The sequence below is a fragment of the Saccharibacillus sacchari DSM 19268 genome (genome assembly GCF_000585395.1).
Lineage (GTDB): Bacteria > Bacillota > Bacilli > Paenibacillales > Paenibacillaceae > Saccharibacillus > Saccharibacillus sacchari.
In genome coordinates, this window is the sequence record NZ_KK073875.1 from 5,536,698 (window position 1) to 5,562,290 (window position 25,593).

General features: G+C 53.9%; 27 protein-coding genes. 1 reads left to right on the forward strand and 26 read right to left on the reverse strand.

The window, feature by feature from the left end:
* Nucleotides 1-235 precede the first annotated feature (235 nt).
* From SACSAC_RS24080 to SACSAC_RS24135, 12 genes are all read right to left on the reverse strand, one after another.
* Nucleotides 236-1,060: a carbohydrate ABC transporter permease gene (locus tag SACSAC_RS24080; RefSeq protein ID WP_037290978.1), complete on the reverse strand. Its 825-nt coding sequence runs from the start codon at nt 1,058-1,060 to the stop codon at nt 236-238.
* On the reverse strand, nt 1,053-1,988 hold the full coding sequence (locus tag SACSAC_RS24085; RefSeq protein ID WP_037290980.1) for a carbohydrate ABC transporter permease: 936 nt from the start codon (nt 1,986-1,988) through the stop codon (nt 1,053-1,055). Before SACSAC_RS24085 ends, SACSAC_RS24080 begins: the two co-directional genes overlap by 8 nt.
* 295 nt (nt 1,989-2,283) lie before the next feature.
* Nucleotides 2,284-3,600, reverse strand: coding sequence for an ABC transporter substrate-binding protein (locus SACSAC_RS24090; RefSeq protein WP_037290981.1), 1,317 nt, complete (start codon nt 3,598-3,600; stop codon nt 2,284-2,286).
* A gap of 533 nt (nt 3,601-4,133) precedes the next feature.
* Nucleotides 4,134-5,939, reverse strand: a complete 1,806-nt coding sequence (locus SACSAC_RS24095; RefSeq protein ID WP_037290983.1) for a sensor histidine kinase — start codon at nt 5,937-5,939, stop codon at nt 4,134-4,136.
* A gap of 12 nt (nt 5,940-5,951) precedes the next feature.
* Nucleotides 5,952-7,634, reverse strand: a complete 1,683-nt coding sequence (locus tag SACSAC_RS24100; RefSeq protein ID WP_037290985.1) for a response regulator transcription factor — start codon at nt 7,632-7,634, stop codon at nt 5,952-5,954.
* A 199-nt stretch (nt 7,635-7,833) separates the two neighbouring features.
* On the reverse strand, nt 7,834-8,574 hold the full coding sequence (locus SACSAC_RS24105) for a hypothetical protein (RefSeq protein WP_037290986.1): 741 nt from the start codon (nt 8,572-8,574) through the stop codon (nt 7,834-7,836).
* A gap of 54 nt (nt 8,575-8,628) precedes the next feature.
* Nucleotides 8,629-9,210 carry a hypothetical protein gene (locus SACSAC_RS24110; protein ID WP_037290988.1) on the reverse strand — a complete coding sequence of 194 codons (582 nt, stop codon included), beginning with the start codon at nt 9,208-9,210 and terminating at the stop codon, nt 8,629-8,631.
* A 14-nt stretch (nt 9,211-9,224) separates the two neighbouring features.
* The gene (locus SACSAC_RS24115; protein WP_084778334.1) at nt 9,225-9,860 is read right to left on the reverse strand and encodes a class I SAM-dependent methyltransferase; all 636 of its coding nucleotides are present in this window, start codon (nt 9,858-9,860) and stop codon (nt 9,225-9,227) included.
* A 30-nt stretch (nt 9,861-9,890) separates the two neighbouring features.
* Entirely contained in the window at nt 9,891-10,295 is a 405-nt protein-coding gene (locus SACSAC_RS24120) for a hypothetical protein (protein WP_037290991.1), read from the reverse strand.
* Between the two features lie 40 nt (nt 10,296-10,335).
* Nucleotides 10,336-10,875 (reverse strand): AAA family ATPase, encoded by a 540-nt coding sequence (locus SACSAC_RS24125; protein ID WP_037290992.1) that lies wholly within the window; start codon nt 10,873-10,875, stop codon nt 10,336-10,338.
* Between the two features lie 10 nt (nt 10,876-10,885).
* The gene (locus tag SACSAC_RS24130; RefSeq protein WP_037290993.1) at nt 10,886-11,320 is read right to left on the reverse strand and encodes a hypothetical protein; all 435 of its coding nucleotides are present in this window, start codon (nt 11,318-11,320) and stop codon (nt 10,886-10,888) included.
* The gene (locus SACSAC_RS24135; RefSeq protein WP_037290994.1) at nt 11,317-11,886 is read right to left on the reverse strand and encodes a hypothetical protein; all 570 of its coding nucleotides are present in this window, start codon (nt 11,884-11,886) and stop codon (nt 11,317-11,319) included. The genes SACSAC_RS24130 and SACSAC_RS24135 overlap by 4 nt, the downstream gene beginning before the upstream one ends.
* Before the next feature lie 245 nt (nt 11,887-12,131).
* On the opposite strand from SACSAC_RS24135, the gene SACSAC_RS24140 reads away from it, so the two are divergent.
* Nucleotides 12,132-12,950, forward strand: a complete 819-nt coding sequence (locus SACSAC_RS24140) for a class I SAM-dependent methyltransferase (protein ID WP_037290995.1) — start codon at nt 12,132-12,134, stop codon at nt 12,948-12,950.
* Nucleotides 12,951-13,021: 71 nt separating this feature from the next.
* Here SACSAC_RS24140 and SACSAC_RS28150 read toward each other — a convergent pair whose 3' ends face one another.
* From SACSAC_RS28150 to SACSAC_RS24205, 14 genes are all read right to left on the reverse strand, one after another.
* Nucleotides 13,022-13,183 carry a hypothetical protein gene (locus tag SACSAC_RS28150; protein WP_156951088.1) on the reverse strand — a complete coding sequence of 54 codons (162 nt, stop codon included), beginning with the start codon at nt 13,181-13,183 and terminating at the stop codon, nt 13,022-13,024.
* Nucleotides 13,184-13,226: 43 nt separating this feature from the next.
* Nucleotides 13,227-13,895, reverse strand: a complete 669-nt coding sequence (locus SACSAC_RS24145; RefSeq protein WP_037290997.1) for a hypothetical protein — start codon at nt 13,893-13,895, stop codon at nt 13,227-13,229.
* Nucleotides 13,896-14,172: 277 nt separating this feature from the next.
* Complete coding sequence (locus SACSAC_RS24150; protein ID WP_051507375.1) at nt 14,173-14,916, reverse strand: sulfite exporter TauE/SafE family protein; 744 nt, start codon at nt 14,914-14,916, stop codon at nt 14,173-14,175.
* A 40-nt stretch (nt 14,917-14,956) separates the two neighbouring features.
* Complete coding sequence (locus tag SACSAC_RS24155) at nt 14,957-15,895, reverse strand: DUF4340 domain-containing protein (protein ID WP_037290998.1); 939 nt, start codon at nt 15,893-15,895, stop codon at nt 14,957-14,959.
* On the reverse strand, nt 15,892-17,295 hold the full coding sequence (locus SACSAC_RS24160; protein ID WP_037291000.1) for a GldG family protein: 1,404 nt from the start codon (nt 17,293-17,295) through the stop codon (nt 15,892-15,894). Before SACSAC_RS24160 ends, SACSAC_RS24155 begins: the two co-directional genes overlap by 4 nt.
* A 3-nt stretch (nt 17,296-17,298) precedes the next feature.
* The gene (locus tag SACSAC_RS24165) at nt 17,299-18,012 is read right to left on the reverse strand and encodes an ABC transporter permease (RefSeq protein ID WP_037291001.1); all 714 of its coding nucleotides are present in this window, start codon (nt 18,010-18,012) and stop codon (nt 17,299-17,301) included.
* Complete coding sequence (locus SACSAC_RS24170) at nt 18,009-19,274, reverse strand: ABC transporter ATP-binding protein (RefSeq protein WP_037291002.1); 1,266 nt, start codon at nt 19,272-19,274, stop codon at nt 18,009-18,011. The genes SACSAC_RS24165 and SACSAC_RS24170 overlap by 4 nt, the downstream gene beginning before the upstream one ends.
* Nucleotides 19,275-19,571: 297 nt before the next feature.
* Entirely contained in the window at nt 19,572-19,952 is a 381-nt protein-coding gene (locus SACSAC_RS24175; protein WP_037291004.1) for an iron dependent repressor, metal binding and dimerization domain protein, read from the reverse strand.
* Between the two features lie 12 nt (nt 19,953-19,964).
* Nucleotides 19,965-20,840 (reverse strand): metal ABC transporter permease, encoded by an 876-nt coding sequence (locus SACSAC_RS24180; protein WP_037291006.1) that lies wholly within the window; start codon nt 20,838-20,840, stop codon nt 19,965-19,967.
* Nucleotides 20,837-21,763, reverse strand: a complete 927-nt coding sequence (locus SACSAC_RS24185) for a metal ABC transporter permease (protein WP_037291007.1) — start codon at nt 21,761-21,763, stop codon at nt 20,837-20,839. Before SACSAC_RS24185 ends, SACSAC_RS24180 begins: the two co-directional genes overlap by 4 nt.
* Complete coding sequence (locus SACSAC_RS24190; RefSeq protein WP_037291008.1) at nt 21,760-22,497, reverse strand: metal ABC transporter ATP-binding protein; 738 nt, start codon at nt 22,495-22,497, stop codon at nt 21,760-21,762. Before SACSAC_RS24190 ends, SACSAC_RS24185 begins: the two co-directional genes overlap by 4 nt.
* A gap of 4 nt (nt 22,498-22,501) precedes the next feature.
* Nucleotides 22,502-23,446: a metal ABC transporter solute-binding protein, Zn/Mn family gene (locus tag SACSAC_RS24195; RefSeq protein WP_037291009.1), complete on the reverse strand. Its 945-nt coding sequence runs from the start codon at nt 23,444-23,446 to the stop codon at nt 22,502-22,504.
* A gap of 828 nt (nt 23,447-24,274) precedes the next feature.
* A complete protein-coding gene (locus tag SACSAC_RS24200) occupies nt 24,275-24,880 on the reverse strand; it encodes a restriction endonuclease (RefSeq protein WP_037291010.1) in 606 nt (201 codons plus the stop codon).
* The gene (locus tag SACSAC_RS24205; RefSeq protein WP_051507376.1) at nt 24,877-25,545 is read right to left on the reverse strand and encodes a TetR family transcriptional regulator; all 669 of its coding nucleotides are present in this window, start codon (nt 25,543-25,545) and stop codon (nt 24,877-24,879) included. The genes SACSAC_RS24200 and SACSAC_RS24205 overlap by 4 nt, the downstream gene beginning before the upstream one ends.
* Nucleotides 25,546-25,593: the final 48 nt, after the last annotated feature.

Below are 25,593 nucleotides of genomic sequence, written 5' to 3' on the forward strand. Positions count from 1 at the left end.
GACAGCCTTCCTCCTCAGCTTAAAAGTGAAAAGAACCTTGCTCTTAATTTTGTATTCCCTTGAAAAACATAGGAAGGGAGGTGTGGAGTCGTGTAGGAGCGAAGCGTTCGCCTTTGAAAATGGGAAAACCCCTTATTAGAGTTCAATCAAAGTTTCCCATTTTCAACACGCGACCGAAACGACTCCACTCCGCACGCCCGCCCATGATTTCCCAAGGGACGCGACTTTAAAAGTTTTATTTTACCGACCCGACCATTCCAGCAACAAAGTGCTTCTGCATCAAGAAGAACACCAGTGCCGTCGGAACCGTCGAGATGACGATCGCCATCATAATCATGCCGTAGTCCGGCGCGTAGCCCGAACCCAGGTTCGAGATCAACAGCGGAATCGTCTGGTTCTCAGGCGATTGCAGAATAACGAGCGGCCACATGTAGTTGTTCCAGCTCGACATGAACGTGATGATCGCGGCTGCCGCGTACGTCGTTTTCATCGTCGGCAGATAAATGCGGAAGAACAATCCCAGCTCCGACAATCCGTCCATCCGGCCTGCTTCCAGCAGTTCGCGCGGGAACATCTTGGTACTTTGCCGGAAGAAGAAGATCAGGAACGCCGTGGTGAACGTCGGGATGACGACCGCCGCAGGCGTATCGATCCCGAACGTCGGGAAGAAATTCGTGATTTTACCGAACATCCGGTACAGCGGTACCATCAAGGCTGCGAACGGAATCATCATCGACAGCAGCAGGATCGAGAAGACGATGTCTTTCGCTTTGCTGCGATAGATTTCGAAGCCGTAACCGGCCAGCGACGCGATCAGCATCGCCAGAATCGTCGTCGTGATCGAGATCTTGGCCGAGTTGCCCATGGCATTCCAGATATCGACGCTGGCGGTCAAGTTGCGCAGGTTATCGAGCAGATGCGAACCCGGAATCAGACGCCCTTGCGTAACGTCGACCGATTTGTTCGTGGCGCTGACGATCATCCAGAAGAACGGGAAGATCGACACGAACGCCGCGAGGCTGAGGAACAGATACATGGAGGCTCTTTTCGCCTTAAGCATTTCGATCACCTGCCACTTTGAATTGGATGAACGACAGAATAATAATCATGATTACGATGGAATACGACACGGTTGCCGCATAGCCGAAGTCGGCCGAATATTCGAACGACAGATTGTAGATGTACTGCGAAATGGTGGTCGTCGCGTTACCCGGACCGCCCTTCGTGATGTTCATGACTTCGTCGAACAACTGGAGCGTACCGATCGTGGACGTGATCGACGTGAACAGGATGATCGGTTTCAACAACGGAATCGTAATGCTGAAGAACTGGCGAATCGCCGAAGCACCATCGATCCGGGCTGCTTCATAGATCGACTGGTCGATATTTTGCAGACCCGACAGATAGAAGATCATGTTGTAACCCGTCCAGCGCCACGTGATCGCGATAATGATCGTGACTTTCGCCCAGAACGGATCGGAGATCCACTGAATCGGCGCGTTGATGATATGAATATTCATCAGCATGGAGTTGACCAGACCGTCCGGCGCGAACAGGTACTTGAAGACGATCGAGTACGCAACGAGCGACGTGATCGCCGGCAGGAAGATCGCGGTCCGGAAAAATCCTTTGAACTTCAGATTCCGGTCGTTCAGCAGTACCGAGAAGAACATCGCCAGGATGATCATGATCGGAACTTGGAACAGCAGATAGATAAAGGTGTTGGTAACGGCGGTCAGGAACATTTTATCCGTAAACAGCCGCTGGTAGTTACCGAGGCCGTTAAATTTCATATTGATACCCGTTCCCGTCTGGAACGACAGGATCAAGGCCTGGATCATCGGATAGAAGTAAAAGGCAGCGATCAGGATTACGGCTGCGGCCACGAAGAGCCAGCCGACCAGTCCGCTCTTGAAACGACGACTGCGGCTTGATTGAAACGTATTGCTGTTTTTGCCCGGACCGGCTGCGGTATTTGCGGTCTTCATCCGGCATTCCTCCTTGAAGTTGACATAACAAGATATGGCGGAAGAAGCCCCCGCGCTCGCGTTATGTATTCAAACCCGGCTTGAATACATAACGCGCAGGCGGGAGTTCGCCGCTTGCTTTGGATTGCATGAGAGTAAGTTCCGATAAGAAAGGCCCGGCAAAATTCCGTGTCCTCGAAGGGGTGGGAACGAAATAGCGAAAGTCTGCCGGGCGCCGAAACCGATAAGGGAGAGACGCGGCGCATCGCGCTCAAGCGTTGCGTTCGCGTTCTCCTTAACGCCTGCCTGTTCTTTCTTATTTCAGTTGGGCTTCAGCCTGTGCTTGCGTATCGTTCATGACCGCGTCCACGTCTTTGCTTCCGTTCAGGTAGTTCTGAACTTCCGCGGACAGGATGTCTTCGATTGCGTAAGTGTGCAGACCGAAGTTGACTTTAGGAACTTCCGTTGTCCATTTCGCGAAGTCGGAGTAGATCTTTTGACCGCCGAAGAACTCGTCAGGCTGCTCGTAAGCTTCGCCGCCGGAAGCTGCTTTAAGCGTGCCCAGTACGCCGATTTTGCTGAGCAAGTCTTGATACAGTTCGGCATCCGAACCGAAAGTCGCTGCCATGAAGTCGGCTGCCGCTTCTTGACCGTCGACGTTCATCACGTACCACGAGCTGCCGCCGGAGTTGGACGCGTTGATGGAATTCGCCGTGTCTTTCAGGCGAGGAATCGGAACGACTGCCCATTTGCCGGATTGCGAAGCTTCGGCTTTGACCGAAGGCGTGATCCAGTTGCCTGTAGGAACGGAAGCCACGTCGCCGCTGTTGAATGCTGCCACGAATTGGCTCCAGTCGGAATTCAGCTTCACGATGTCTGCGTCGAACATTGCTTTGTAGGTTTCAAGCGCTTCTTTGAAAGCCGCGTTGCCTGCGATGTTCGGAGTCACGCCGTCTTCTTTCAGGTACCACGAACCGGCCGATTGCAGCATCACGCGCAGCGTGCCGAGATCGTTCGGATCTTGTGTCAGCATCGCTTTGCCTGTTGCTTCTTTGACTTTTTTACCGATTTCGATGAATTGATCCCAATCGATGTTCGTTACGTCTTCAACCGTGTAACCGGCTTGTTCCAGGTAGTCGGTGCGTACATAGAAGCCGGTTACGCCGGAGTCGAACGGAATGCCGTATTGTTTGCCGTCAAAGCTTGTCGGGCCTGCTTTGTAGTCGGCGAAGTCTTCGGCTTTGATCTTGTCGGACATATCGCGGAAAGCATCCGGATACGATTGCAGGAAGTTCTGCGCGCGGTAGTCTTCGATCAAGACAACGTTAGGCAGACCTTTTGTCGTGCCGGAGTTCAGGCCGGTGTTCAGCTTTTGAACGATGTCCGCCTGCGCGTTCTCGACGATGTTAATCGTCACGTCCGGGTGGTCTTTCGCATATTTTTCTTTGGCCAGGTTCAGTGCCGCGATGTTGAAGTTCGGGTCCCAAGCCCAAATGGTGATTTCTTTTTTCTCCGTGTCGCCGCTTCCTCCGCTGCTAGCTGTCGTAGCGTCGCCGCCTCCGCCGCCCGAGCAAGCCGAAAGCATCAATGCGGATGCCGCCAGAGGCAGCAAAATCTTTTTCCAATTTTTCATCTTTTTCTCATCTCCCCGTAGGTGATAGTGATATGACCCTCTTAATCTGTGAAAATCGATGATGTAAGCGGTTGCTTTACGAGAATAATCTTAGCATCGAAAAGCAGGGTCCGGTTAGGAATATCTTTGCACGGAATAGGGAAATCATTGTGTGTCCCTAAAAATGATAGCGTTATCATCGGTAAAAAATTTAGGTTTACGTAAAATTTAAAGTTTTGCTCTGTTGCTGATTTGTTTCATGATCATGTCGCAAAATCAGAAAAAGAGAGCATAAGCTCTCTTCGGGCTGTCGAGAAAGTGGCTTCGGCGCGAGAAGCGAGAAGACTGCGAAAGAAATTCGTTCAATCCGCTGTCTCACTTGGAAAACTAGAATTAAATTTGATAGGGGTTTTCCAAGTTCAAAGGCGTCAACATATCGCTGAATGTTACCGCAGGCTTTCTTCGAAATCCTGTATTTCACTGAATTTCTCTCTCCGTCTTCTCGCTACGTTGGACTTTCTCAAATACGTAGAAGAGAGCATAGGCTCTCTTTTTTATGATTCCTCCGTGATCAGAGGAAGGGTGATTTTGATTTTGGTGCCCTCGCCTTTGCGGCTGTCGATCGACACGCCGTATTCTTCGCCGTACAGCAGCGTGATCCGGTTATGCACGTTGCGGACGCCGATGCCCGTGAACAGTTGCCGTTTGCTTTTCCGGTTCGGCAGCAAGGTTCCGCCTTCCGCTTTGCTCCACTCGCCCACGTCTTCCATGCCGTCGCCGTTGTCGCTGACTTCGCAGACCAATTGGCCGTCCGCTTGAGAAACGAGCACGTAGATCATGCCGTTTTGCTTCTCGTTGAACGCGTGGAAAAAGGCATTTTCGATAAACGGTTGGATGATGAGTTTCGGTACCCGATAGTGCATGCAGTCGGGCGCGGCGAACACGTTGACGCGAATCCGGTCGCCGTAACGGGCATGGTTGATGAACACGTAGTTGCGCATGTTTTCCAATTCCTGCTCGATCGTGATCGTCTCGCTGACGTTGCTGATGGTATTTTGCAGCAAAGAAATCAGCGCGTTGATCGTCTCCGCGGCCGCTTCCTTGTCGCCTTTTTGCACCAAGATTTTGATCGAAGCGAGCGTATTGTACAAAAAGTGCGGATTGATCTGCCGCTGCAGCGCCGCCAGTTCCGCGTTGCGCCGTTCTTTTTGCGTTTCCAGCAGCCTTGCGATGTAGTTATTCAGCTCGTCCAACATATAGTTGTAGGCCCGACTCAGCTCCTGGACTTCGTAGCCTGCCGATTCGGTCACGCGAACGTAGTTGCCGAAGTCTTTTTCCGTGACCGTCGACATTTGGCGGACGAGCACGGTCAGCGAGCGCGTCTGGCGGCGCGTAATAATGAACACGAGCAGCAGCGCCGCTCCGACGATCAAGCCGCCGACCAGCACTAGATCGCGCAAATTGACGATCTTGCCTGCGGCATAATCGCGATCGATCAAATTGACCAGATAAAAGTCGTATTCCGGGATATAGCTGGACAGCAAAATGGAACTGCGACCGAATACGTCGGCGTTCCGTCTGACCACCTCTTCGTTCTCTGCGGAAGGCTCGGCGTATTCCAACAGCTGCGTCGATACGGTCCCGATCTGTTCGGTGCGATTGCTGGACACGATCCGGCCGGAAGCATCCAATATGATGACGTCGTTGCCCGCGCTCGTGAAATTGCCGTAGAAGCGCCGGAATTCGTCTTCGCGAATCGAAATATACAAATCCCCGTAGATAAAACCGGTCGTGCGCTCCATCAAAGCTTTGGAGGCGACGATATACGGAACGGCTTTGCCGTCTTCGCCGCGCTCCATGTCGTATTGATAAATCAACCGCTTCGGCTCGGCCCCCGTGCGCTGGGACAGCGGATGGCCGATCAGCCGATCCTCGGGCACGGGCCAGTAATTGCGATCCGTCGAATAGTTCCGACCGTTCACGCCGACCGCCGTTACGCCGACGCTGTACGCGTCGACGTTGGACTTCACCCTTCTCATCTGTTGGTTCATCCCGAAATACGTCCCCGCCATACGGGTCGAATCCGATTCTCCTCCGCTCAAATACGTTTTGATCGTGCCGTTTTGCGCCGCATAAGCCGAAGCATTGACTACGGAGTCATTAAAAGATTCCATGCCGGTACGAATTTGGTTCAGCACCTTGGAATTGGTGATCCCGAACGTCTCGGTGAACAGTCGCTCCGACATGCGGATGGTAACGAGCGAAGTGACCAGGCTTACGGTCACCGTGCTGACGACCATGACCAGGAACAGCTTGACGAATAGCTGCTGCGCATGGAATCGGCGCCAGTATGCTTTCATGAACGTGCCTCCTTAGCGCCCTGCCGGATGCTGTCTGCGGTATTGACTCGGCGAGAAGCCGGTCTGCTTTTTGAATACTTTGGTAAAATAACCGGGGTCCGAATAACCGACCTGGCCGCTGATTTCGGAAATGCTCAATCCGCCGTCCCGCAACAATTCTTCCGCTTTCGCGACTCGAATCTTGTTCAAGTATTCGCTGAAGCCTTCTTTGTTGTGCGCGGTAAAGTAGCTGGACAGATACGACGGATTAAAATGAAAATGCTTGCCGAGGCCCGTCAGGCTCAACGCTTCGGCATAATGTTCGTCGATATAGGCGAGCAGCTTCTTCATGTTGGCTCCGCCCGGCTGATCGGTGCGTTCGGCCACCTTCGCCTCGGCGCGCCGTATGAAATGCTCCAGCAGCCGCACCGCGGACGGCGCGTCCTCCGCATCTTCGATCTCCCGGAAAAAACCGTATTTGGCTTCGTCCAAATCGGAGGCGTCATACTCCATGTTGCCGAGCAGCGTGATCAGGTTGAAGACGATATTGCCCAGAAACGATTTTAACCCGACGGCCGTGGAACGATGATCGTCTGCCATCTTGGCCGCATACTGCCGCAAATCGCGAAACGCTTCGTTAAAGTGCTCGCGCTTGATCTCTTCCGTAAACCTGCGCAGATCAAAAGCAGGCAGAACTTCGCTCGCAGGCGGCAGCTCTTCCGGCAGCATCAAAACGCGGTCCGGGAAAAAGAACCGCAGTTCCAACAGCTCCCGCATATTGCGATAAGAAGCGCTTAATTCGCGCAGCGAAGCAAAAGCTTCGCCGGCCGCCCAGAATGCGGGGCGCGAGGCTTCTCCTCGCGAATTCTCTTCGCGGCCGGAATCGTTCGACCCGTCTTCCGGCGGCGAAGCGGCGAACTCCGCTTCGGACTCCGCGTGCCGCCGCAGCGCGGCGACCAGTGCTTCGCGGCACCCGGCTTGCAGGCCGATCAGCGCGGCTTCGCTGCCGGTCGCGGCGCCGGAGGCCGCTATAGGCAATGCGTACACGCGCACCGGTCCGTACGGCGCCGCGAGAGGCGCGTCCGGCGTCAGCGCCTGCCGCAGCCGCTCCGCGAGCGGCTGCCCGGATTCGCCGGTGCTTGCGGCAGCACCGGCGGTTTTGCGGCGGGCCGGGCGCAGCCGTCCGACCAGCACGAAGGATTCGTGCGGGAACAGCTCCGCCAGCACGTCGGGCGGAGCGACTTCGTCGGCCTCGTAACCGGACGCCAGCTTCTCCAGCAGCATTTCCGCGTCCGGTCCTTCGCCCAGCCCTTCGCCCGTATAGCGGATAGAAGGAATCCGTTTGGCCGTATTTTGCAAAACGCGCAGCAGCTCCTGGGTTTCCAGCTTCGGTTTTAAAATATAATCGGCAACGCCGTTTTGGAAAGTCGAACGCACGTAATCGAACTCGCCGTAACTGCTGAGCACGACGACCTCGATGCCCGGATGGTTCTTTTTAATCAGGCGGGTGAACTCCTCGCCTTCCATAATCGGCATCACGATATCGGTGAGCACGATATGAGGCTGAAGGCGCTCGATCGCTTCCAACCCTTCACGTCCGTTGGACGCTTCGCCCACGATTCGGAATCCGTGCGCTTCCCAATCCAGATAATGTTTGATGCCCTGACGAACCAATACCTCGTCGTCCACGATCAGAATTTTGCAAATCCGTTCCATTCATGAGCCCCCTTCTCTATGCGTCGACCGCTATAACCGTATCCGTTGAACCTCGCGAGAACCGGTCGACGTGCCATGTTATCTGGTAACGTTTACAACATCGTATCACAAATAATCGGTTCACCTCCAGCTAAACGAAAAGGACTGCCCAAAGGGAAATTCTCCCTTTGCACAGTCCGTGCTCCAAAGACATTACCGATTACGTTTTCGATCGCGAAGATTCCAACATCCCCATGCGTTCCGTAATTTTCATCTGAATAAACGGCTTGACGAACACCGATGCGAGGAAGATATACGACAGTGCCAGGAAGAGCGCGTACAGCCAGAACGTTCCGTCTTTGCCGTACAGCGCTTTGAGCCGATCCGTCGGCCCGCTGTATACCGGACGCCCGGCGGCTTCGTTGTAAGAAAACCAGTAATCATAGTAGATACTCGTCAAAGCCTGCACGTAAAAAACGATCAGCGTCGACACAAGATTAACAATCGGGATAAACGACAGGATCGAACTGGCGATGCCCACGATCAGCCCTACCGCAATCATGACGAACAAAGTCGGGAAAAAGTGGCGCAGCCCAGTTCTCATGATCGTCCCCAGGTTCAACCTTCCGCTGCGCGCCAACGTCGGAAGGAAAAACAATCCCGCGGACACGACCCGAATCAGAATTCCCGCAATGGCGCCGAAAGCAAGCAGTTGGAAAAACCCGACCAGCACGGTCCCCCACTGCTCGCCTGTAATCTCGCTCCCCCCGCCGGCCATCGTTTGGAATCCGTAAATCATCATCACGACAAAATAAGACAGCTGCCCGTACAGCAAAATCAATGCGATGACTGTAGGTAAAGCCGTCAGCAGCAAGTGGTATTTCAAAAAGTCCCAATACCCCGGCATCTGCGCGTAAGTCTGTCTGCTGCGGTCGTAACCGTAAACGGATCGATCGTCCATTTTTGTACTTCCCCTCTGTTTTTGGATGTACTGCCCGACTCTCCGGATTGAACGTCACTTCAACTCTTTATGGACGAACGTATCCGGGTCTTCCTGAATGCGCTGCTCCATTGTAAGCTTCCATTGTTCGGAGAGTTCATTCATGTCGTAAGCGGATTTACTCGTTTGTTGACCCAAGCCAGCCAAAGCCGACAAATCCAGTTTCATGCTGCGCAGCTCGGCCAGAACCTGTTCGCGGGACGCATCGACTGCCGCATCGCCTTCAATCCATTTATTTTCCAATTCATTGGATAGATAATACTCGAAGGCATAGATCGTCCTTACCATTTCAAAAGACGCATACCGGTCCAATCCCTGCAACAAACCTTTCGCCTCGGCCAGCCTCGTTTGCACAATGCCGATCGCGTATAGACTTTCCGGCGCGCCCGCTCCGTCCTCGATCGTATAAATCGCAGCGTTAAGCTGCGAGTCCGCGCTTTGAACGATAGACATCGTCCGGTTGATCCCGTCTGCCACAGCCAATTTTCCTTCCCGATGTTCGGTAAACAACCTAAGATTCAAAGCCAGACTGCCCACCAATAGAATCAAAACCAGACCCAACCTTATATTTTTTCTGTCGCGAATTTGCCTCTTCATGTTAAACCTCCTGTTCAGAACTTCTTCAGCCCCACTTCCCAAAAGCTTTTAAGCCGCCCGTATCGTTCAATCGCTCGTTCGCTCCGCTCCAACGTCTTCCAATCCTGATCCGAGAAAAATTGCCGCAGCTCGCTTTCATCAAAAAAGCGGCGCAAAATCCCTTCGCTTTGATACAAAAAAGGATCGTCTTGCGTCGCCACCGCCCCGTGCTTTACTGCAAGTTCAGCCACGGCATGCACTCGGCACAACAGCAAGCCTCCCGGTTGCAGCGCACGATGAATATCGCCGATAATCCGCAAGGTCGCGCTTCTCGAAAAATAATGCAGACTCAAATCGGCCACTACGGCTTGCAGCGACTCGTTGGCAAAAGGCAGGCCGTCCGCCATATCCAACTGGAGCGTCTTCATGTCCGGCTCCTCCCGCCTAAGCTGCTCCAGCGCTTTTTCCGACAAATCGCAGGCCAGCACATCGAATCCTTGCGCATGCAGCGCTTTGGCGTTATGCCCCAACCCGCAGCCCAGATCGACGATTTTGCCTTTTTGCGGATCGAGCCATGCGGCGTACTTTTCCAGCCAACCGTCATGATTTTCGTGAAAAGGCAGGTCGGCATACGCGGTGTTCCAGTATTTTTTATCCGGCGTGTTCATCATATCCTCCTCGTACTCGGCATCTATGTATCCTCAATCGCTCACCTTTTGCGCATTTTCCAGCAGTCCGTTTACCTCGATCACTTCCACCGCTCCGACGCGCCTCGGGCCTTCCATAAAAAAGCCTTGCACGCCTGCCGAGATCCGCTTCGCATGAACTTCTCGCCGCATGGCCGGAAACAAGACCCACATTCGAGCCGTACCTTGAGCGGGAACGCCAGATTCGGCTTCGAGCAGCACCGCGCCGTTCGCGTCTTCGAACTCGGGATAGATCGCATAAATGCCCGACTGCGAAATATCGTCTCCCGCATAGGAAAAATCGCAGCGGTAGCCTTGAACCGGCAACGTCTTTCTTCCTCCTTCAGCCGCCGGGAAAAATCGATAGCTCACGCGAAAATCATGCGGATAACCGCGCTTTTGCTCATAAGGAATCCACATTCCGGCAGCCTCCTCTCGCCTTCTCGTTTGCGCGTTCGTTTCATAACAACATCTTGCTCAGCACCAAATCGACCCTTTCTTCCACGCTATGTACGCCTTCAATCTTCAAAACGGGGCATTTCAAATCTTCCATCCAGCGTTCGTGAAGCTGCAAGCTGCGGACTTCCTCCCCGGCATGGTCATACAGCGCCGCCCAGTCCAGAAAAGCAATCGACTCTTCGTGCATTTGACCTCCGGGCAGCGACTGTTCGCCATAGCGGTGATATTCCCGAGCTTTCAATCGATTCAACCGCTCCGCTTCGGGCACGTACAGAAATACGACAAGATCGAATTCCGGCTTGAACGCATCGCCCCAACCGCAGACCGCTCCGCTGAGTATCCAGGAATCATGCCGTTTGAGGTCCGACTCCAGCAGCTTCACGCGTTCTTCAAGCGGTCTGACCTCATCGAATTTATGCGCCCAGAAATAATCATCCCCGTCCAAGACGGAATGCGGCAAACGCTCTCCCAGTGCCCGGCCCAACGTCGTGGCTCCCGAACCGGATGCGCCGAAGATATGGATATGGCGGTATGGATTCATAGTCTCCTCCTTATTGATCTGCTTCGACTCCGAAATCCCATCGAAACTGCGCGAACATCAAGGTCATCAGCACGTAGATCGGATAAAAAAACATAACCATGAGCAGCAGCATACCCGCTCCGGGTCCCGGATCTTCGCCCGGATGCATCACCGGCAGCAGTCGTCCGATTGTTCCGGCAAACAAGAAAAAGTACGGAACCCACAAAATCAACAACCATCCGTCCGCGCTATGTCGACCGAGATGCTTGCGAATATAAAAAGGAAACAGGATAAGTCCCAATACCGCCGCAATCAAAAAAGCAATCCAGGGCGCTTTGACGACGATGTCGAGATCAAGTCCCGTGACCCTTGAAATTCGGTACACATTAACTTCGAGCTGCGCGAAAACAACGAGCGGAATACATGCAAGCAGCGCGAACACATTCATTTTGGCGAAGTATTTCAACTTGGCTCTTCTCCCTTCCTGCGACGCAGCAGCGTTTCGACCAGCAGCCAGACCACCGCGACGATCGCGATCCATCCGACGAACAACAGATACGTATTGAGATGGAAAAAGTGGCCGTTCATATGCATGGACTCCCAATTCAAAGAAACCGGGTATCCGCCTTGGGACGCGGTCGTTTGACGGTTAATGAGCGCGGCCTTTTCCTGCAAATGGCGATAACGCGCATGCTGAAGATCGAATCCCGCCGCTTGATGCGCAAACAGCCCAAGCAAAACGAAAGCGAGCGCTAGCGGCGTAAAACGTCTGAGCAAGCGCGCCGCATATAATTGATATAGCAGCACCAGACCTAACGCTGCGAGCGGGATCACCAAAAACCAGGCAAGATTTCCGTTTCCCGAAGGTCGACCGAGTTCGACGTTCATGAGCGACCCCAGCGTAAAAAACAGCCCGATGACGAACAAGTTGACCGCGATCGAGATCGGATGCTTGACCCGTTCGCCAAGAACGCCGACGATCATCCCGACCACGAATAGCGTGATTACACCCTCTATGACAAAAATAAGCATCTTTTCGACCTCGCCTTCCGACCATACGTGCCTCCGCGACAGGTTTCAGCTTCTTTTAATGAATGATTCTTTCTCATCACTTATTCTTCCCTGTTTCTTCCGTATTTCCTCTTTTCGTATTCCGGATCCGACTTCTGCTCTGCCGCGAAAGGTGATCCCGGTTACAAATTATGTGATAATAGGGATCGAAAAGAAAGTCTATGCGAACGTCGAATTAATTCAATTAAAAAAGGAGCGGAACGCACATGTTGGAACATATCCGTAAAAATAACGTGGAGCGGTTTGCCGGGTTCGGCGAGCTGTACGACCGCAACCGTCCTGCGGCCCCGCAAGAGGTTATTCGTCTTTTGGAAACTTATCTCGAAGGAAAGCCGCGCCATGTAGCCGATGTCGGCTGCGGCACGGGACTTTCCACGTTTCTTTGGTTAGGCCGTGCAAAGCAGATTATCGGGATCGAACCGAGCACCGATATGCGGCAAGTTGCCGAAGCCAAACGCCTCGCGGCGGGCAGCCCTGAAGAATTGACGTTCCGCGAAGGCTTTTCGGACGACTTGAAGCTTGAAGACGGCTGGGCCGATCTGATCACGTGTTCGCAGTCGTTCCACTGGATGAATCCGCAGCCTACGTTGTCCGAATTCGCGCGCGTGCTGCGTCCCGGCGGCGTATTCGCGGCTTACGATTGCGATTGGCCTCCGGTGTTGAACGCGGACGTCGAAGCGGCTTATGAGCAGTTGTCCGCCCTCGCGGATCGTCGGGTTCAAGAGCTGTCGCACGAGACCGAACAAGCGCACAAATGGCCGAAGGACGAGCATTTGCGGCAGATCCGGGATTCCGGTCGGTTCCGATACACTCGCGAAATCGTGTTCCATAATCGGGAGACTTGCGATGCGCAGCGATATACCCGCATTGCGCTTAGTCAAGGCGGTACCCAGGGAGCGATTAAGCGCGGCGCTGCAGATGTGCAAGCCGCCGCAGACGACTTCGGACGCCGGGTCGACATGTTTTTTGCAGGAGAAGAAAAAGAAGTGTTGTTCAGCTACCGGATGCGGCTTGGCGTGAAGTAACTTCGCAAGGGGAAAAACCGGTTTCCGAAGATCCGGAAGCCGGTTTGATAGGGGACAAGCCAACCCGGCAGCTACTCGACTCCATCCGAATCCAGCATCTTCACCTCGCCTGTTTGCCCGTCGATTTGCTGGTAGGTTCCCGATTTGGTGCTGGTCACGAATTGCATGCTGATCAGAAACACGATACCCAGGATCAATAAAATCCCAAGTCCTCTTTTCAATGTGCGGCCCATCGTTCTCCTCCTTTTTTTACACTCTGAAATCGCTGTATGCCTTCTATAAAGGATACTTCGCGAATACCGATTGTCTTAGCTTAATATGCAAAGGCCGCTCATACTGCTGGATCTGCTCGATCTCTTCGGCTTGTTCCAAGTCGGGACTGAATTTTCCGCTATTGCTGTTGATGATCCCGTATTTCCCTCGTCCGTTATCCGCCAGAAATACGATATACCGCTTATTCGGTTCCACTTCATGATAACCGTTAATCGCCCAAATTTTCGGCTCCGCGCCTTTCTCTTCGACGATCGCTAACGGTTCGATAAACTCTACCGTTTGGCCTACCGGTCTCGGGCCTTCGTTTTTAATTACTTTTTCCACTTTGAATTCGGTATGGGTATAGAAGCTTTGAATGATTCCGTCATTGTATGAAGTAACATGATGTTCACGCTCTTCGAACGGAAGCAGCGGAGTGCCTACGACGATGACATCCGATCCTTGCTCCAGCGAATCCAGCGTATCGTACATCATTTGATTGCCTTCCAAGACCGCTCGATCTAAGTTCGACTTCGATTCAGTTAATTCGATTGCAGGCAGCTGCTCAACTTTCTTTCCGTCCACAATAAAATAGCTTTTTTCTTCGCCCCTGCCGGGGAACTGTATGATGATCAAAAACACAAATCCCAGGACCAGTAAGATGACCAACCTTCTTTTTAAAATACGATTCAATTCCGTCCTCCTTTCGGCGGCGTACGTCTTATAGACGCGCCCAATCGAAGTTTCGTTGGACAAAAAAGACCGACTCTGCTCAAAGGCTTCATTCTCCCTTTCGCAAAATCGGTCTTTGCTATCATTTTCAATGACGCTTCAAGCCTTCACACAATCCCGTATTTCACCAACAGCTCCCCGAGCACGGTTCCTCAAGCCTTTTTGAGCGATGCGGCGAGTGCGCGTTTCGTCACCTGCGTCATGCGGGATTCCTCCTTTTTTACAACGTCAACGTCTTTCAACCGACCCATCCCAAGCCGCTTAAGGCCGTCCAAAGCCCCGAAACGAGAATCAGCCAGAGCGAGACCTGCTTGAACAAGCGCTCGTCAAAACGGTGAACCGCTTTTGCTCCCAGCCAAGCTCCGACGAACATCGCCGGAATCGTCCATAGCAAAAAGCTGCCCGTTTCCCGATCCAATAAGCCGCCCGCCGCAAACGATACGATACTGACCAGATTAAGCACGACGCCGTTCAGCGCAAGATTGGCACGAAACGCCTGCTTGCTCATTCCCTGATTGGACAAGATCAAGGCCAGCGGCGGCCCGCTGACCGAAATGCTTCCGTTCAACAACCCGCTCAGCAGTCCCGCAGTCAAGAACGCTACTCGTTCATTGCGGATCGGCAGCGATCTGCCAAACAGCATGAGAGCGGCAAACAACGAAATCAGCAGTCCCGTGACTGTTTTCAAAACGTAAGCCTCGACCGCAATCAGCAAATACGTGCCAAACGGCGCCGCAACCACCCCGGCCGCAATCAACAGCCATATTTGCTTGACGTTGATGTCTCGGCGATTCGGTATCGCAACAAGCAGACACACAAACAGGCTGAAAATGACGATGATCGGCACCGCTTGACGCAAAGGCAAAAACAGACTCAGCAGCGGCAACGCGATCAAAGCAAAGCCGAAGCTGGTCAAACTTTGAATAAAGCTCGCGGCGAGAATGATCAACATCGCAAACGCGAGCACGCCGAGTTCGGTCATGACGTTCCTTCCTTCTTCTGGCGATTTACCTGATATCTCATCATAGCGCATTTATCGCGGAAGAAGCACGGGCGGCAGGGGTCTCGGCTGTTTTCAAATCGTCCTGCTTCACGGCGTAGGCCCATTCGCTGCCTTGCGGAATGACCCAGACCAAAGTATCGATATCGGGATCTTTTTTGCCGGTGTAGGTTTGCGCGGTTTCTTTGCCGTCTGCGGTTGTGATTAGCTTCAAGGTGAAATCATCTTTTGCCGAAACCAAGGTCGAAGCTTTCACGGGCAGGCGGTCGCTTGCGATGTATTTCAGCGAACCGGATACGGTTGCGGCGTCGTTAGCTTCGATGGACTGGCCGTTCAGCGTCCAGACCGGAGAAGCGGCGTCGGAAGACGAGTTGGACAATGTCCATGCCGCCGAGCCGCGCTTGTACGTTAGTTCCTTTAGATCGGCGTCGTCCCACTCGAACGGCGTCGTATCGACAAGCGTCGTAATGCTGGGAAGCAGGGAAGAAACCGCGTTGGAATCGATCTGTACCACCGAACCGCCGTCGATACGCGCATAATTCGCGTTTCCGGTCGGAAGATTGTCGCCGATCGCGATCGTGACGACGGTTCCGTTACCTTCCGTCAACGTGATTCCTTTTTTCGCAACGTCAAGGCCGTATCCGCTGACGTCTTCAGGCGCTTCCTCGACGACGCTGCCCTGTTCGGTCGCCGACAGCGTCTCCAGCCAAGAATCGACGGCGTATGGATTGATCGGATATTTTTCGGGTTCGGTAAAGCTCCATTCGTCGTCGTTTTTCACCAGCTGATACGTCAAGTCGCCGTTAGCGATACGAATGCCGGCCACCTTCGAAGTGTCGATCGTCGTTAACTTGGCGGCAGGCGCTTCCTCTTCCTTGCCGAAAATGTTTTGCGACAGCGCGTAGCCCAGACCTCCGGCGAATACCAAGACGAGAATCAAAGTCGGAATATACTTTTTCATACGCGTCTCCGTCTCCACCAGAGCAGCACGCCCGCCAGAACGAAGAGCAGCGGGAACACGATCATCGTGCCGATCAAGATATAGCGCGCCTGCGGCGCGGTCAGATAGGCGGTCTCGTATTGCTGCTGTTCGCGAGCCCGGATCGTCAGGTCGCTAACGTTGCCGCTCAGGTAGTTGATGCTGTTGAGCGCGAAGTCTTTGTTCCCCTGCTCCGCGATCTGATCGTCCGTCAGGAAGAAGGAAGTGCCGAGCAGCACGACTTTCGGATTCCCGTCGGCATCGTCTACCGCGTAACCCAGATACAGAGGTCCGTTCAAATCTTTGCCTTCCGCGTACTCGCTCGTGGATTGCAAAAGTCCAGCCAAATCCGTTTCCCCGTAGCTTTCGGTGGAAGTGCTGAGCAGCGGAGATACGGTCATGCCTTCCGGCGCTTCGGCGGTCGCGTTCAGCGCAACGGACAGATAGGTCATCGGGTAGACTTTGCTTTCGCGCAGCTTTTCGGTAATGGCATGATTTTCATAACTCGGCACGACCGTCAGCGGATCGTAGAGCTGCGTGTTGGTCTTGTCCACCGCGATCGCATGCTGGTCGGTCACGCCGTACTTTTTCATCAGCGCATCGATATTTTTCCAATCGCTTTTCATGTCCGGATTGAAGCCCAGCGACAGGAACAGTTTGCCTTTGCCGTCCAGATACGTCTCGATCAGCTTCAACTCCTCGTCGCTCAAATCGGTTTCCGGCGCGACGATCATCAGCAGGTCCGCATCGTCCGGAATCGCTCCGGCTTGGTACAATTGCAGTTCCTCGACCTCGGTATTATCGGCTTTTAGTCCTGCGGTTAGTTGCGTCAGACGCGACAGCGGGAATTCGCCGTGTCCGGCCAGCACATAGGCTTTATGCGTCTCCGTTGCAATTAACGAATTGAGCGCGCCGGTCAGCTTCGACTCGCCGAGGAAGGTGTACGAACTGCTGTCGCCCGAGCCGAACATTTCCTGGAACGCGATCGTTTGCGTCTTCTCGCCGTACGTCAGCACGATCGAGCTGGAAGACAAATTGTACTGACGCGCCAGCTCCGGCTGCTGCACGAGGCTGTACGCATGCACGTCGAGCTTACTGCTTTTTTTCGCATACTCCCCGACCAGATCGGTAATCTCGCGGGTGACCAATTCGCCGTCGGCATCGTTGTTCGTGAATACCTCGACTTTGATATGATCCGGCAGTTTGCCCAGCACGGTAGTCGTCTGATCGGACAGCGTGTACTGCTTGTTCGTCGTAAGATCAAGTTGGAAGCCGGAGGCTTTGGTGAGGAAAAGAGTCAACAGCACGAACAAGCCGATCGAAGCCAGCGCCACGACGAGCGTATTCGCATGGTGCAACACGCGTTTGGATTTTTTATTCATGATTTACCTCCACCGTTTCCGTTCGATCACCTGAATGCTGAGCACGACGAACAGCACCGCGAGCGAGACATAGAAGATCACGTCGGGGCCGTTGATCACGCCTTTGGTCAGGTTCGAAATGCGGTCCGGCAGCGAAAAAGGCTCGATCCACGCCGACAACGTTTCGTTTTGCGAAGTCATCGAGCCTGCCAACCAGAACAATAGCAGCAACACAAAACCCGCTACGGCGGACACCATTTGATGTTGGGACAACGATGAAGCGAACAAGCCGATCGCCATCATGGACGCGCCCATCAGAAACACCCCGAGCACCGATAGCCAGAGCGTCGTCATATTCAGATTCCCGAACAGCGACATGACGGCCGGATAGGCCAGATTGCAAACCAGCAGCATCATCAGAACGCCGAGCGAAGCCAAATATTTGCCCAGCACGACTTCCGTCACGCTCGCCGGGGAAGTCAGCAGCAGCTCGTCCGTGCCTTGGCGAAATTCTTCGGAGACCAGCCGCATCGTAAGAACGGGGATCACGATCAGCAGCATGAACAGCATATCGCCCAGAATCAATCGGTAGTCGATGATGCTCGGCTGATACGTGACAAAGTCGACGTAGAACATGAAGCTGGACATCAGGATATAGATCGCGAAGGCGAAATACGAGGTCGGGGCCAAAAAATACAGCCGAAGCTCTTTGCCGGAAATGGCTAAAATGCGGTTCACTTCCGTTCACCTCCGATTTCGGCGCCGGACGAATCCGCCGTTTCCGAAGCAGCAGCGTCATCGGAACGATCGAGGGAAGCCGGCTTGTCGGCCAATATAGAATCCTCTGCTGCCGCAGTCGGTTCGGACGTCAGTTTCAAGAACACGTCTTCCAGCGTCAGATTCTCTTTGTGCAGCTCCAAAATCGGCAAATCCGTATCGGCCAGCAAACGGAACAATTCGACGCGGAAATCCTGTTGGTCGCTTGCGGTCAACAGGGCGCGGACAGTGCCGGACATTCGGGTATCGGATAAAGCAAGACTCTCCGTGCTTTCAAGACCCGTCTGTTCAAGCGTCGGAATTTCCGGATCATCGGACGACGCTTTCGACTCCCCCTTTTCGGAAACGCGATCATGCTCCGGTGCTTCCGTGCTTGCAGCCGAGCTGTCCGTGTCCGATCCGTCGACCGCCGGGGAGAGCGCCGGATTCCCGTCCGCTTCCAGCGTTTCCATCCGAATTTCAGCCGTAATGCCGCGCGCTTCCGCCCATCGGCCGAGCACCGTCTCCACGCGCTCGCGTTCGCCGCTTACTTCAAGCGTCACGGCAAAGCGATTCTCCATCCGGGCCCCGATCTCGTCCGGCGCTCCGTCCATCACCAGCTCGCCCCGGTTGATAATCAACACCCGATCGCATAAAGCTCCCACTTCCTGCAAAATATGCGTGCTGAGCAGCACCGTATGATTTTCGCCCAACTCCCGAATCAGACTGCGGATTTCGATGATCTGGTTCGGGTCCAGACCGGATGTCGGCTCGTCGAGCACGAGCAGATCCGGCTTATGGATGATCGCCTGCGCCAGCCCGAGACGCTGCTTGTAGCCTTTGGACAAATGTCGAACCGACTGCCGTTCGCGCCCGTTCAATCCCAGTCGCGATACCATCTCCGCAACGCGAAGCTTTTGCTCCCGTGCCGGTACGCCGCGCAGCTTCGCTACGAATTTCAGATACGAATCGACCGTCAGGTCGGGATAGAGCGGCGGCGTTTCCGGCAGATACCCGATCTTGGAACGCGCTTTCCTCGCTTCATCGTGCACCGACAATCCGTCTACCGTGATAATGCCTTCCGTCGGATACAAATACCCGGTAATCATGCGCATGGTCGTCGTTTTCCCCGCGCCGTTCGGCCCGAGAAATCCGACGATCTCGCCGCGCTGCATCGAAAAGTCGATCTGCCGCACGCCGCGTCCGCCATCGTATGTCTTGCTCACCTGCTTCACTTCGAGCACGCGTCTTCATCCCTTCTTCATTCATATGTACATCCGCCAGACATGCGTCAACACGACGATCGCACGCGTTCGCATCCATCATGCAACGAATTGCCGAATCGCCGTATTGAAGCAAAATATGGCCTTAAGCGGATGTTCAAACTGCTCTTACTATAGGCCGAAAAACATAAGCGAGGCTTAAGCGAAGTTTAGTCAAGGCTTAAAATAATATGTCTAAATTGTGAACACAAAAAAAGCGAACGTCGGATTTATCCGATCGCCGCTTTTTTATATCCTGCTATCCCCTTGTACAAACTGCTACTCTTTGTTATTTTCTTCAGTTTGCTCGACAAATTCCCGAATCAAAACGATCGTTTCCCAACTGAAATGATGCTCCAGATTTGCACTCTCTGTCTCCACGCGCTGCTCGGGCACGCCGATCCGGCTCAAAAAACGTTCTAGCGTTTGTTTTCTTTCCTGCAACTGTTCCCCGGCCTGTTCGCCTTGCGGGGTCAGGAAGATCCAGCCGTATTTTTCATATTCGATATGTCCGGCTTCCGCTAATCGACGCGCCATCTTGGAAGCAGCAGACGGATTGATGGACAAGGCTTCGGCAACGTCCGTCACCCGCGTATACCCCTGCGCTTCGGACAGCCTATAGATCTGCTTCAAATGATCTTCCATTCCGCGTGTCGTCATCTGCTCCCTCCCTTAGATCGAACTGGTCGTCGGCCGAAGTCGTTTTGCCAAAATTCCGTGTTTGGGCGAAACGATAAAGCTGAACATAAATACTACACCTGTCGCAAACGCCATCGAACCGGAGATTGAGGTATCCAGCCATAACGCGATGTAGTAGCCAAATACCGCTGACAAGATACCGAACGCTCCGCTTAGCGCCATCATGACCGCCAGCCGATCGGTCCACAGATAAGCGGAGGCCGCAGGCGTGATCAGCATCGCCACGACCATGATCGCGCCGACCGCGTCGAACGAAGCCACCGTCGTGATCGAGACCAGTCCCATAAACGCGTAGTGCATCAATCCGGCGGGAATGCCCAGGCTGAGCGCCAACGCCGGATCGAACGAGGTGATTTTCCATTCTTTATAAAAAGCGATAATGGCAATCAGCACGATAATCAGCACGATCGACAAGGTGACCACGGCCTCAGGCACTTCGCCGAGCAGCGGAAGCGTCGATTTTTCCCAAGGAATAAACGTGATTTCACCCATTAGCGTATGCTGAATATCGAGATGCGCGTTGCCGGCTTGAGTCGAGATCAATACCACGCCCAGTGCGAAAAACGAGGTGAACACGACGCCGATCGACGCTTCCTGCTGCACGCCCAGCGAATGCAGCCATTGCACGAGCAGCGTCGTCAACAGTCCGGCCGCGACCGAACCGATCAGCATATGGATGCCGCTCAGCTCGCGCGTGACGAGGAACGCGGTCACGATGCCGAGCAGCACGGTATGGCTGATCGCGTCGGCCATCATCGCCATCCGGCGCAGAATCAGCAGCGTGCCGACCAAGCCGCACGAGACGCCGACGAGCGAAGCCGTAAGCAAAATCCATCCGGCGTAACTCATATCGCGTTCCCTCCTTCCGCCGCGCGACGCTCATGTTTCGGCTTCATTAACTCTTTACGCAAACGATGTTGTTGCACGGCTTGGATCACAATGCCTTTGCGGGCTCCGAACGCCAGCGAAATCACGAATAATGCCGCTGCCGACAATACGATAAAAGGTCCGGTCGGCCAGCCGCTTCCGTATGCGCTAAGCACCGTTCCCACAGCGCCGGATACGCCGCCGAATACCGCCGACAAGATCACCATGCGTCCGAACGAGTCCGTCCAATACCGCGCACTGACCGCCGGGGTAATGAGCAGCGCCGCCATCAAGATAACGCCGACCGCCTGAATGCCGACCACGATCACCAGCACCAGACAGAACATGTACAGCGCGTTCATCAAGCGCCCGGACAGACCCAGACCTTTGGCAAACGCGGAGTCGAATAAAAAAAGCTTCCATTCCTTAAAAGCCACGATGGATACAATCAGCACCAGCAACGCAAGCCCTGACATTAACCAGACGTCGCGCTGCACCATCGAAGCGGCTTGGCCGAAAATAAAACTGTCCAAACCGCTTTGCGCCGCTCCCGCCATACGGTTGACCATTGTGAGCAGCATGATCCCGAAGCCGAAAAAGACCGACAATACAATGCCCATCGCGGCGTCTTCCTTGATCCGGCTCGACGAGCGTATCCAATGGATCAGCAGCGCGCCGAGCAATGCCCCGGCTGCCGCGCCCGCCAGCATGACCGGAAGATTTTTTGAGCCGACCAGCGCGAAGCCGATAATGACGCCGGGCAGAGAAGCGTGCGACAGCGCGTCGCTCATTAGGCTTTGTCTTTTCCAATAGGCGAAGCAGCCGATGATTCCCGCCGCCGTACCGAGAATCAGCGTGCCGAGCAGTACCCACTGCGCGTTATGCGAAAGTCCGGCGATCATCATCCGGAAGCCACTCCTTTCCAGCGCAACGTGCCGCCGTAAGCCCGATGTACCTGGCTTTCCGTAAAGGTCTCCGCCGTCGGCCCATGAGCGATTACTGTCCGGTTCAGCAGCAGCACATGATCAAAATAGTCTTCGACCGTTTGCAGATCATGATGCACGACGAGTACCGTTTTGCCGCGGCTTTTGAGCAGGTCGAGCGTCGCCATAATCGCTTTTTCCGTTGCGGCGTCTACCCCGGCGAGCGGCTCGTCGAGCAAGTATAGATCGGCGTCCATCACGAGCGCGCGAGCGAGAAAGACCCGCTGCTGCTGCCCGCCGGACAACTGGCTGATTTGCCGGGAGGCGTACTCTTCCATGCCCATTTCCCGCAGCGCCTGCATAGCTTGTTCGCGATGTTTTTTGCCCGGACGACGCAGCCAGCCGATCCGGCCGTACAAGCCCATCAGCACAACGTCGAGCGCATCGGTCGGAAAATCCCAATCGACCGAACCGCGCTGAGGAACGTAGCCGACGCGAGATTTGACTTTGACGTAAGGAGCGCCGAAAAAAGACACGCTGCCTTCCAGACTCGGATGCAACTCCAATATCGTTTTGAGCAGCGTCGATTTGCCTGCGCCGTTAGGACCGACGATTGCAGTCAACGTACCGGGCTTAACGGTAAATGTCGCGTTATCCAGCACTTTGTTTTTCCGATACGAAGCCGATAATCCCTCTACTTGCAGTACCGATGTCATGCGCTCACTTCCCTTCGGCGCTTAGTGCGTTATAGATCGTGTCGGCGTTGTGTCGGTACATGCCGATATAGGTGCCTTCCGGCGTTCCGGTATCGCCCATCGCGTCGGAGAACAGCTCGCCGCCGACTTTGACGTCGAGACCGCGTTTTTTCGCGCCTTCGATAACCGCGTTGATTGACGCCGGATTGATGCTGCTTTCGACAAAGACGGCGGGTACTTGGTAATCGACCAACAAGTCTACCGTGTTATCGATGTCCGACAGACCGACTTCATCTTCCGTGCTCAAACCTTGCAGCCCGACGACATCAACCCCGTTCATGCGGCCGAAGTAGCCGAATGCGTCGTGGGCGGTAATGAGCACGCGCTTTTCTTGCGGGATTTGCGAGAGCTTGGACTGGGCGTCCGTTTTGAGCGCGTCCAATTGTTCGAAATAAGCGGTTTTGTTGGTTTCGAAGTAGTCGGCGTTTTCCGGCGAAGCTTTTTTGAGCTCTTCCACGCCTGCGCTTAGCGCCTGCTTCCACAGCTCGATATCGAACCAGATATGCGGATCGGTTGCGCCTTCTTCATCGACCAACAGTTCTTTCTTCGGAACCGCTTCGCCGATCGCGGCTACCGGTTTGGTTTTGCCGATTTCTTCGAATACGCGCAGCATATTGGCTTCCAAATGCAGTCCGCTGTATAAAATAACGTCGCCGCTTTCGAGCTTGGCGATATCGCCTTGCGTCGCTTGATACAAATGCGGATCAACGCCCGGTCCCATCAAGCTCTGTACGTTAACCCGATCGCCGCCGATGACCGAGATTGGCTCTGCAATTTGGGCGATGGTGGTAACGACGTTAAGTTTGCCTTCGTTATTTCCTGCGGCATTCGCGGTACTCGCGTTATTGGCATTTTCACCCGTTGCGCAGCCTGCCAGCCAGAGGGCAAGGGCGGTTACGATGAGGGCCATTCCCCATTTTCGGATTCCTTTTGTTTTTGTCACGATTGATCCTCCCTTATCTTTTCTTCAACTAAAATTTTTTACCCAAGGCAAAACTTATGCTTATGTATAAAATAATTTCCTGAGGTGAATTTGTCAATGGCAGAAAAAGAGGGGAAAGTTTCCTCTCGGGAAACACTGTAAGTCCTATTCGGGGGGAAGCTGGGGGCGCTGCGGGAGAAATTCGCTAGTACCTTATCAACTCTTAATCATAGGATTAGGTTCGCCGGAAACCCACGCGCTTTAGGTGGGTTTCCGGCGGGCATAACTTTACCTTTAGTGTTGACAAGGTTCTAGAGCTTCCGCTGTTCGAATCGAATTCCTGATTTCCAAAAGGGAACTTTTTTGGGGAAGGGGAAGAGAAGAAGAGAAAAAGAAAAGCAACGAAGCATGGGATGGCTTGGAATACAGCAAGGTGATTAGAGAGGAGAATCGAAAATGAAGATTCTGTGGGCTGGGCTAACGGATTCTATGTCCTTTAGAAGCCCGAATCAACCCCTGCTGCGATTTTAACGGATCGTAGATCGTATTACCGTTAGGCGTTCATTTTGCTGGTTTTCCTACCAAAATCAAGCCGAATTTCGTTCTAAGCGTCATCTGAATCCGTTAGAATATTCAAAAGCTCAAAAAGGGGCTTTAAGCGTCGGCTCGTTCCGTTAGAGTGCGAATTGGGTATTTGGGGGCCGCTTCAGACACAGGAATATTCGCGGGACAGACAGGCACTTTCCCTGAAAAAATCTTGCTCCATGCAAAAATCCCCGATATTCGCTGGTCGGCGGAATCGGGGTTTTACAACTGTTACGTTTGCAATTGTTTCGGTGCTTCTTCCGCTTCGCGTTCAATGGTTTCCATGGCGGCTTCGAGTTGTTTGCTTTTGAAGTAGTCCATGATCTGTTCCAAATCCTCGCGGTCCAGCAGAACGACGCCGTTGTAGGCGGCGAGTTTGCGGCAGGCTGCGGTGTATCGGCCGGAGGTCAGAACGATTGCGCGCTGGGCGCCGTAGACACGCATGGAACCGTAGACTTCCTGGACGGCGGATAAGCCTACCGGATTGCTCGGGGAGTAGCGTTTGGCTTGAAGCACGGTGCGTTCGCCGTAGCGGTCGGCGAAAATCAGGTCAGCGCCGAAGTCGCCGCTGGTGTTCGTTTTATACACATCCTCGTAACCGAGTTCGGTGAACAGGCGATGCAGATAACGTTCGAAGTCCGATCCGTCGAGCATGCCGTCGATGTCCTTGATCGTAATTCGGCGCGGATCGAGCTGCTTGCGGATTCGGCGTTTGCGCAGAACGATCAGACGCCAGACGATAAGAATCAGCAGCAGCGCTGCCGCGCCGATCAACAGCAACAGTCCGAAGCCGCCTTCGAAGTCAAGGACTTGGGACGGCGTTTCCGAAGTGATCATGAGTCTTCTTCCTGCCCCTCTTTCGCGCGTCGTATCAGCTCCGGCATGATCGGATCGCAAGCAAAGCGCGCTTCCCCCCGATAACCGATGCCGCCGAGCACAAAAGCCAGCACGTCCGCGACTTGATTGTCCGTATCCGGGAATTCTTCGACGATGATCGGAACCAAGCCGCTTTGATTGTCTCCGAACAATACGCACCCGAGCAGTTGAACCATCGTCATGTCGAGCGAGCGGAAATGAAACTCTCCGCGGTTTCGTCCTTCCTCAAGAAACCCGCGAATGAGCTTCCAAGCAGGCATGATATGCTTTTGAACAAGTACCGTGCGCGGCGTTTGACGAACCATTTCCTGATGGACGATGCGCGAAATTCCCGAATCCGAACCGCGAAACAACACGATCTCCCGCACCAGCGTGCACACGCCTTCGACCGGATCGAGATCGCGTTTTCCCAATATTTCGCTTGCTTCAATAATCGGGATAAAGGTCTCCAATACCGCTTCGAATACATGCTCCTTGCCGCCGTAATAATAAGACACCAGCGACAGGTTGGCATCGGCTTCCGCGCAGATCTCCCGTACCGTCGTGGACTCGAAACCTTTTTGCGCCATCAGTTTTTTGGCCGCTTTCACGATTCTCGTCTTCACGTGTTCTTCTTCCTTGCTCATGCCCGCTTCCTCTCCCCGCTAAAAAGAACCGCCGCTTTCGCGGCGGCT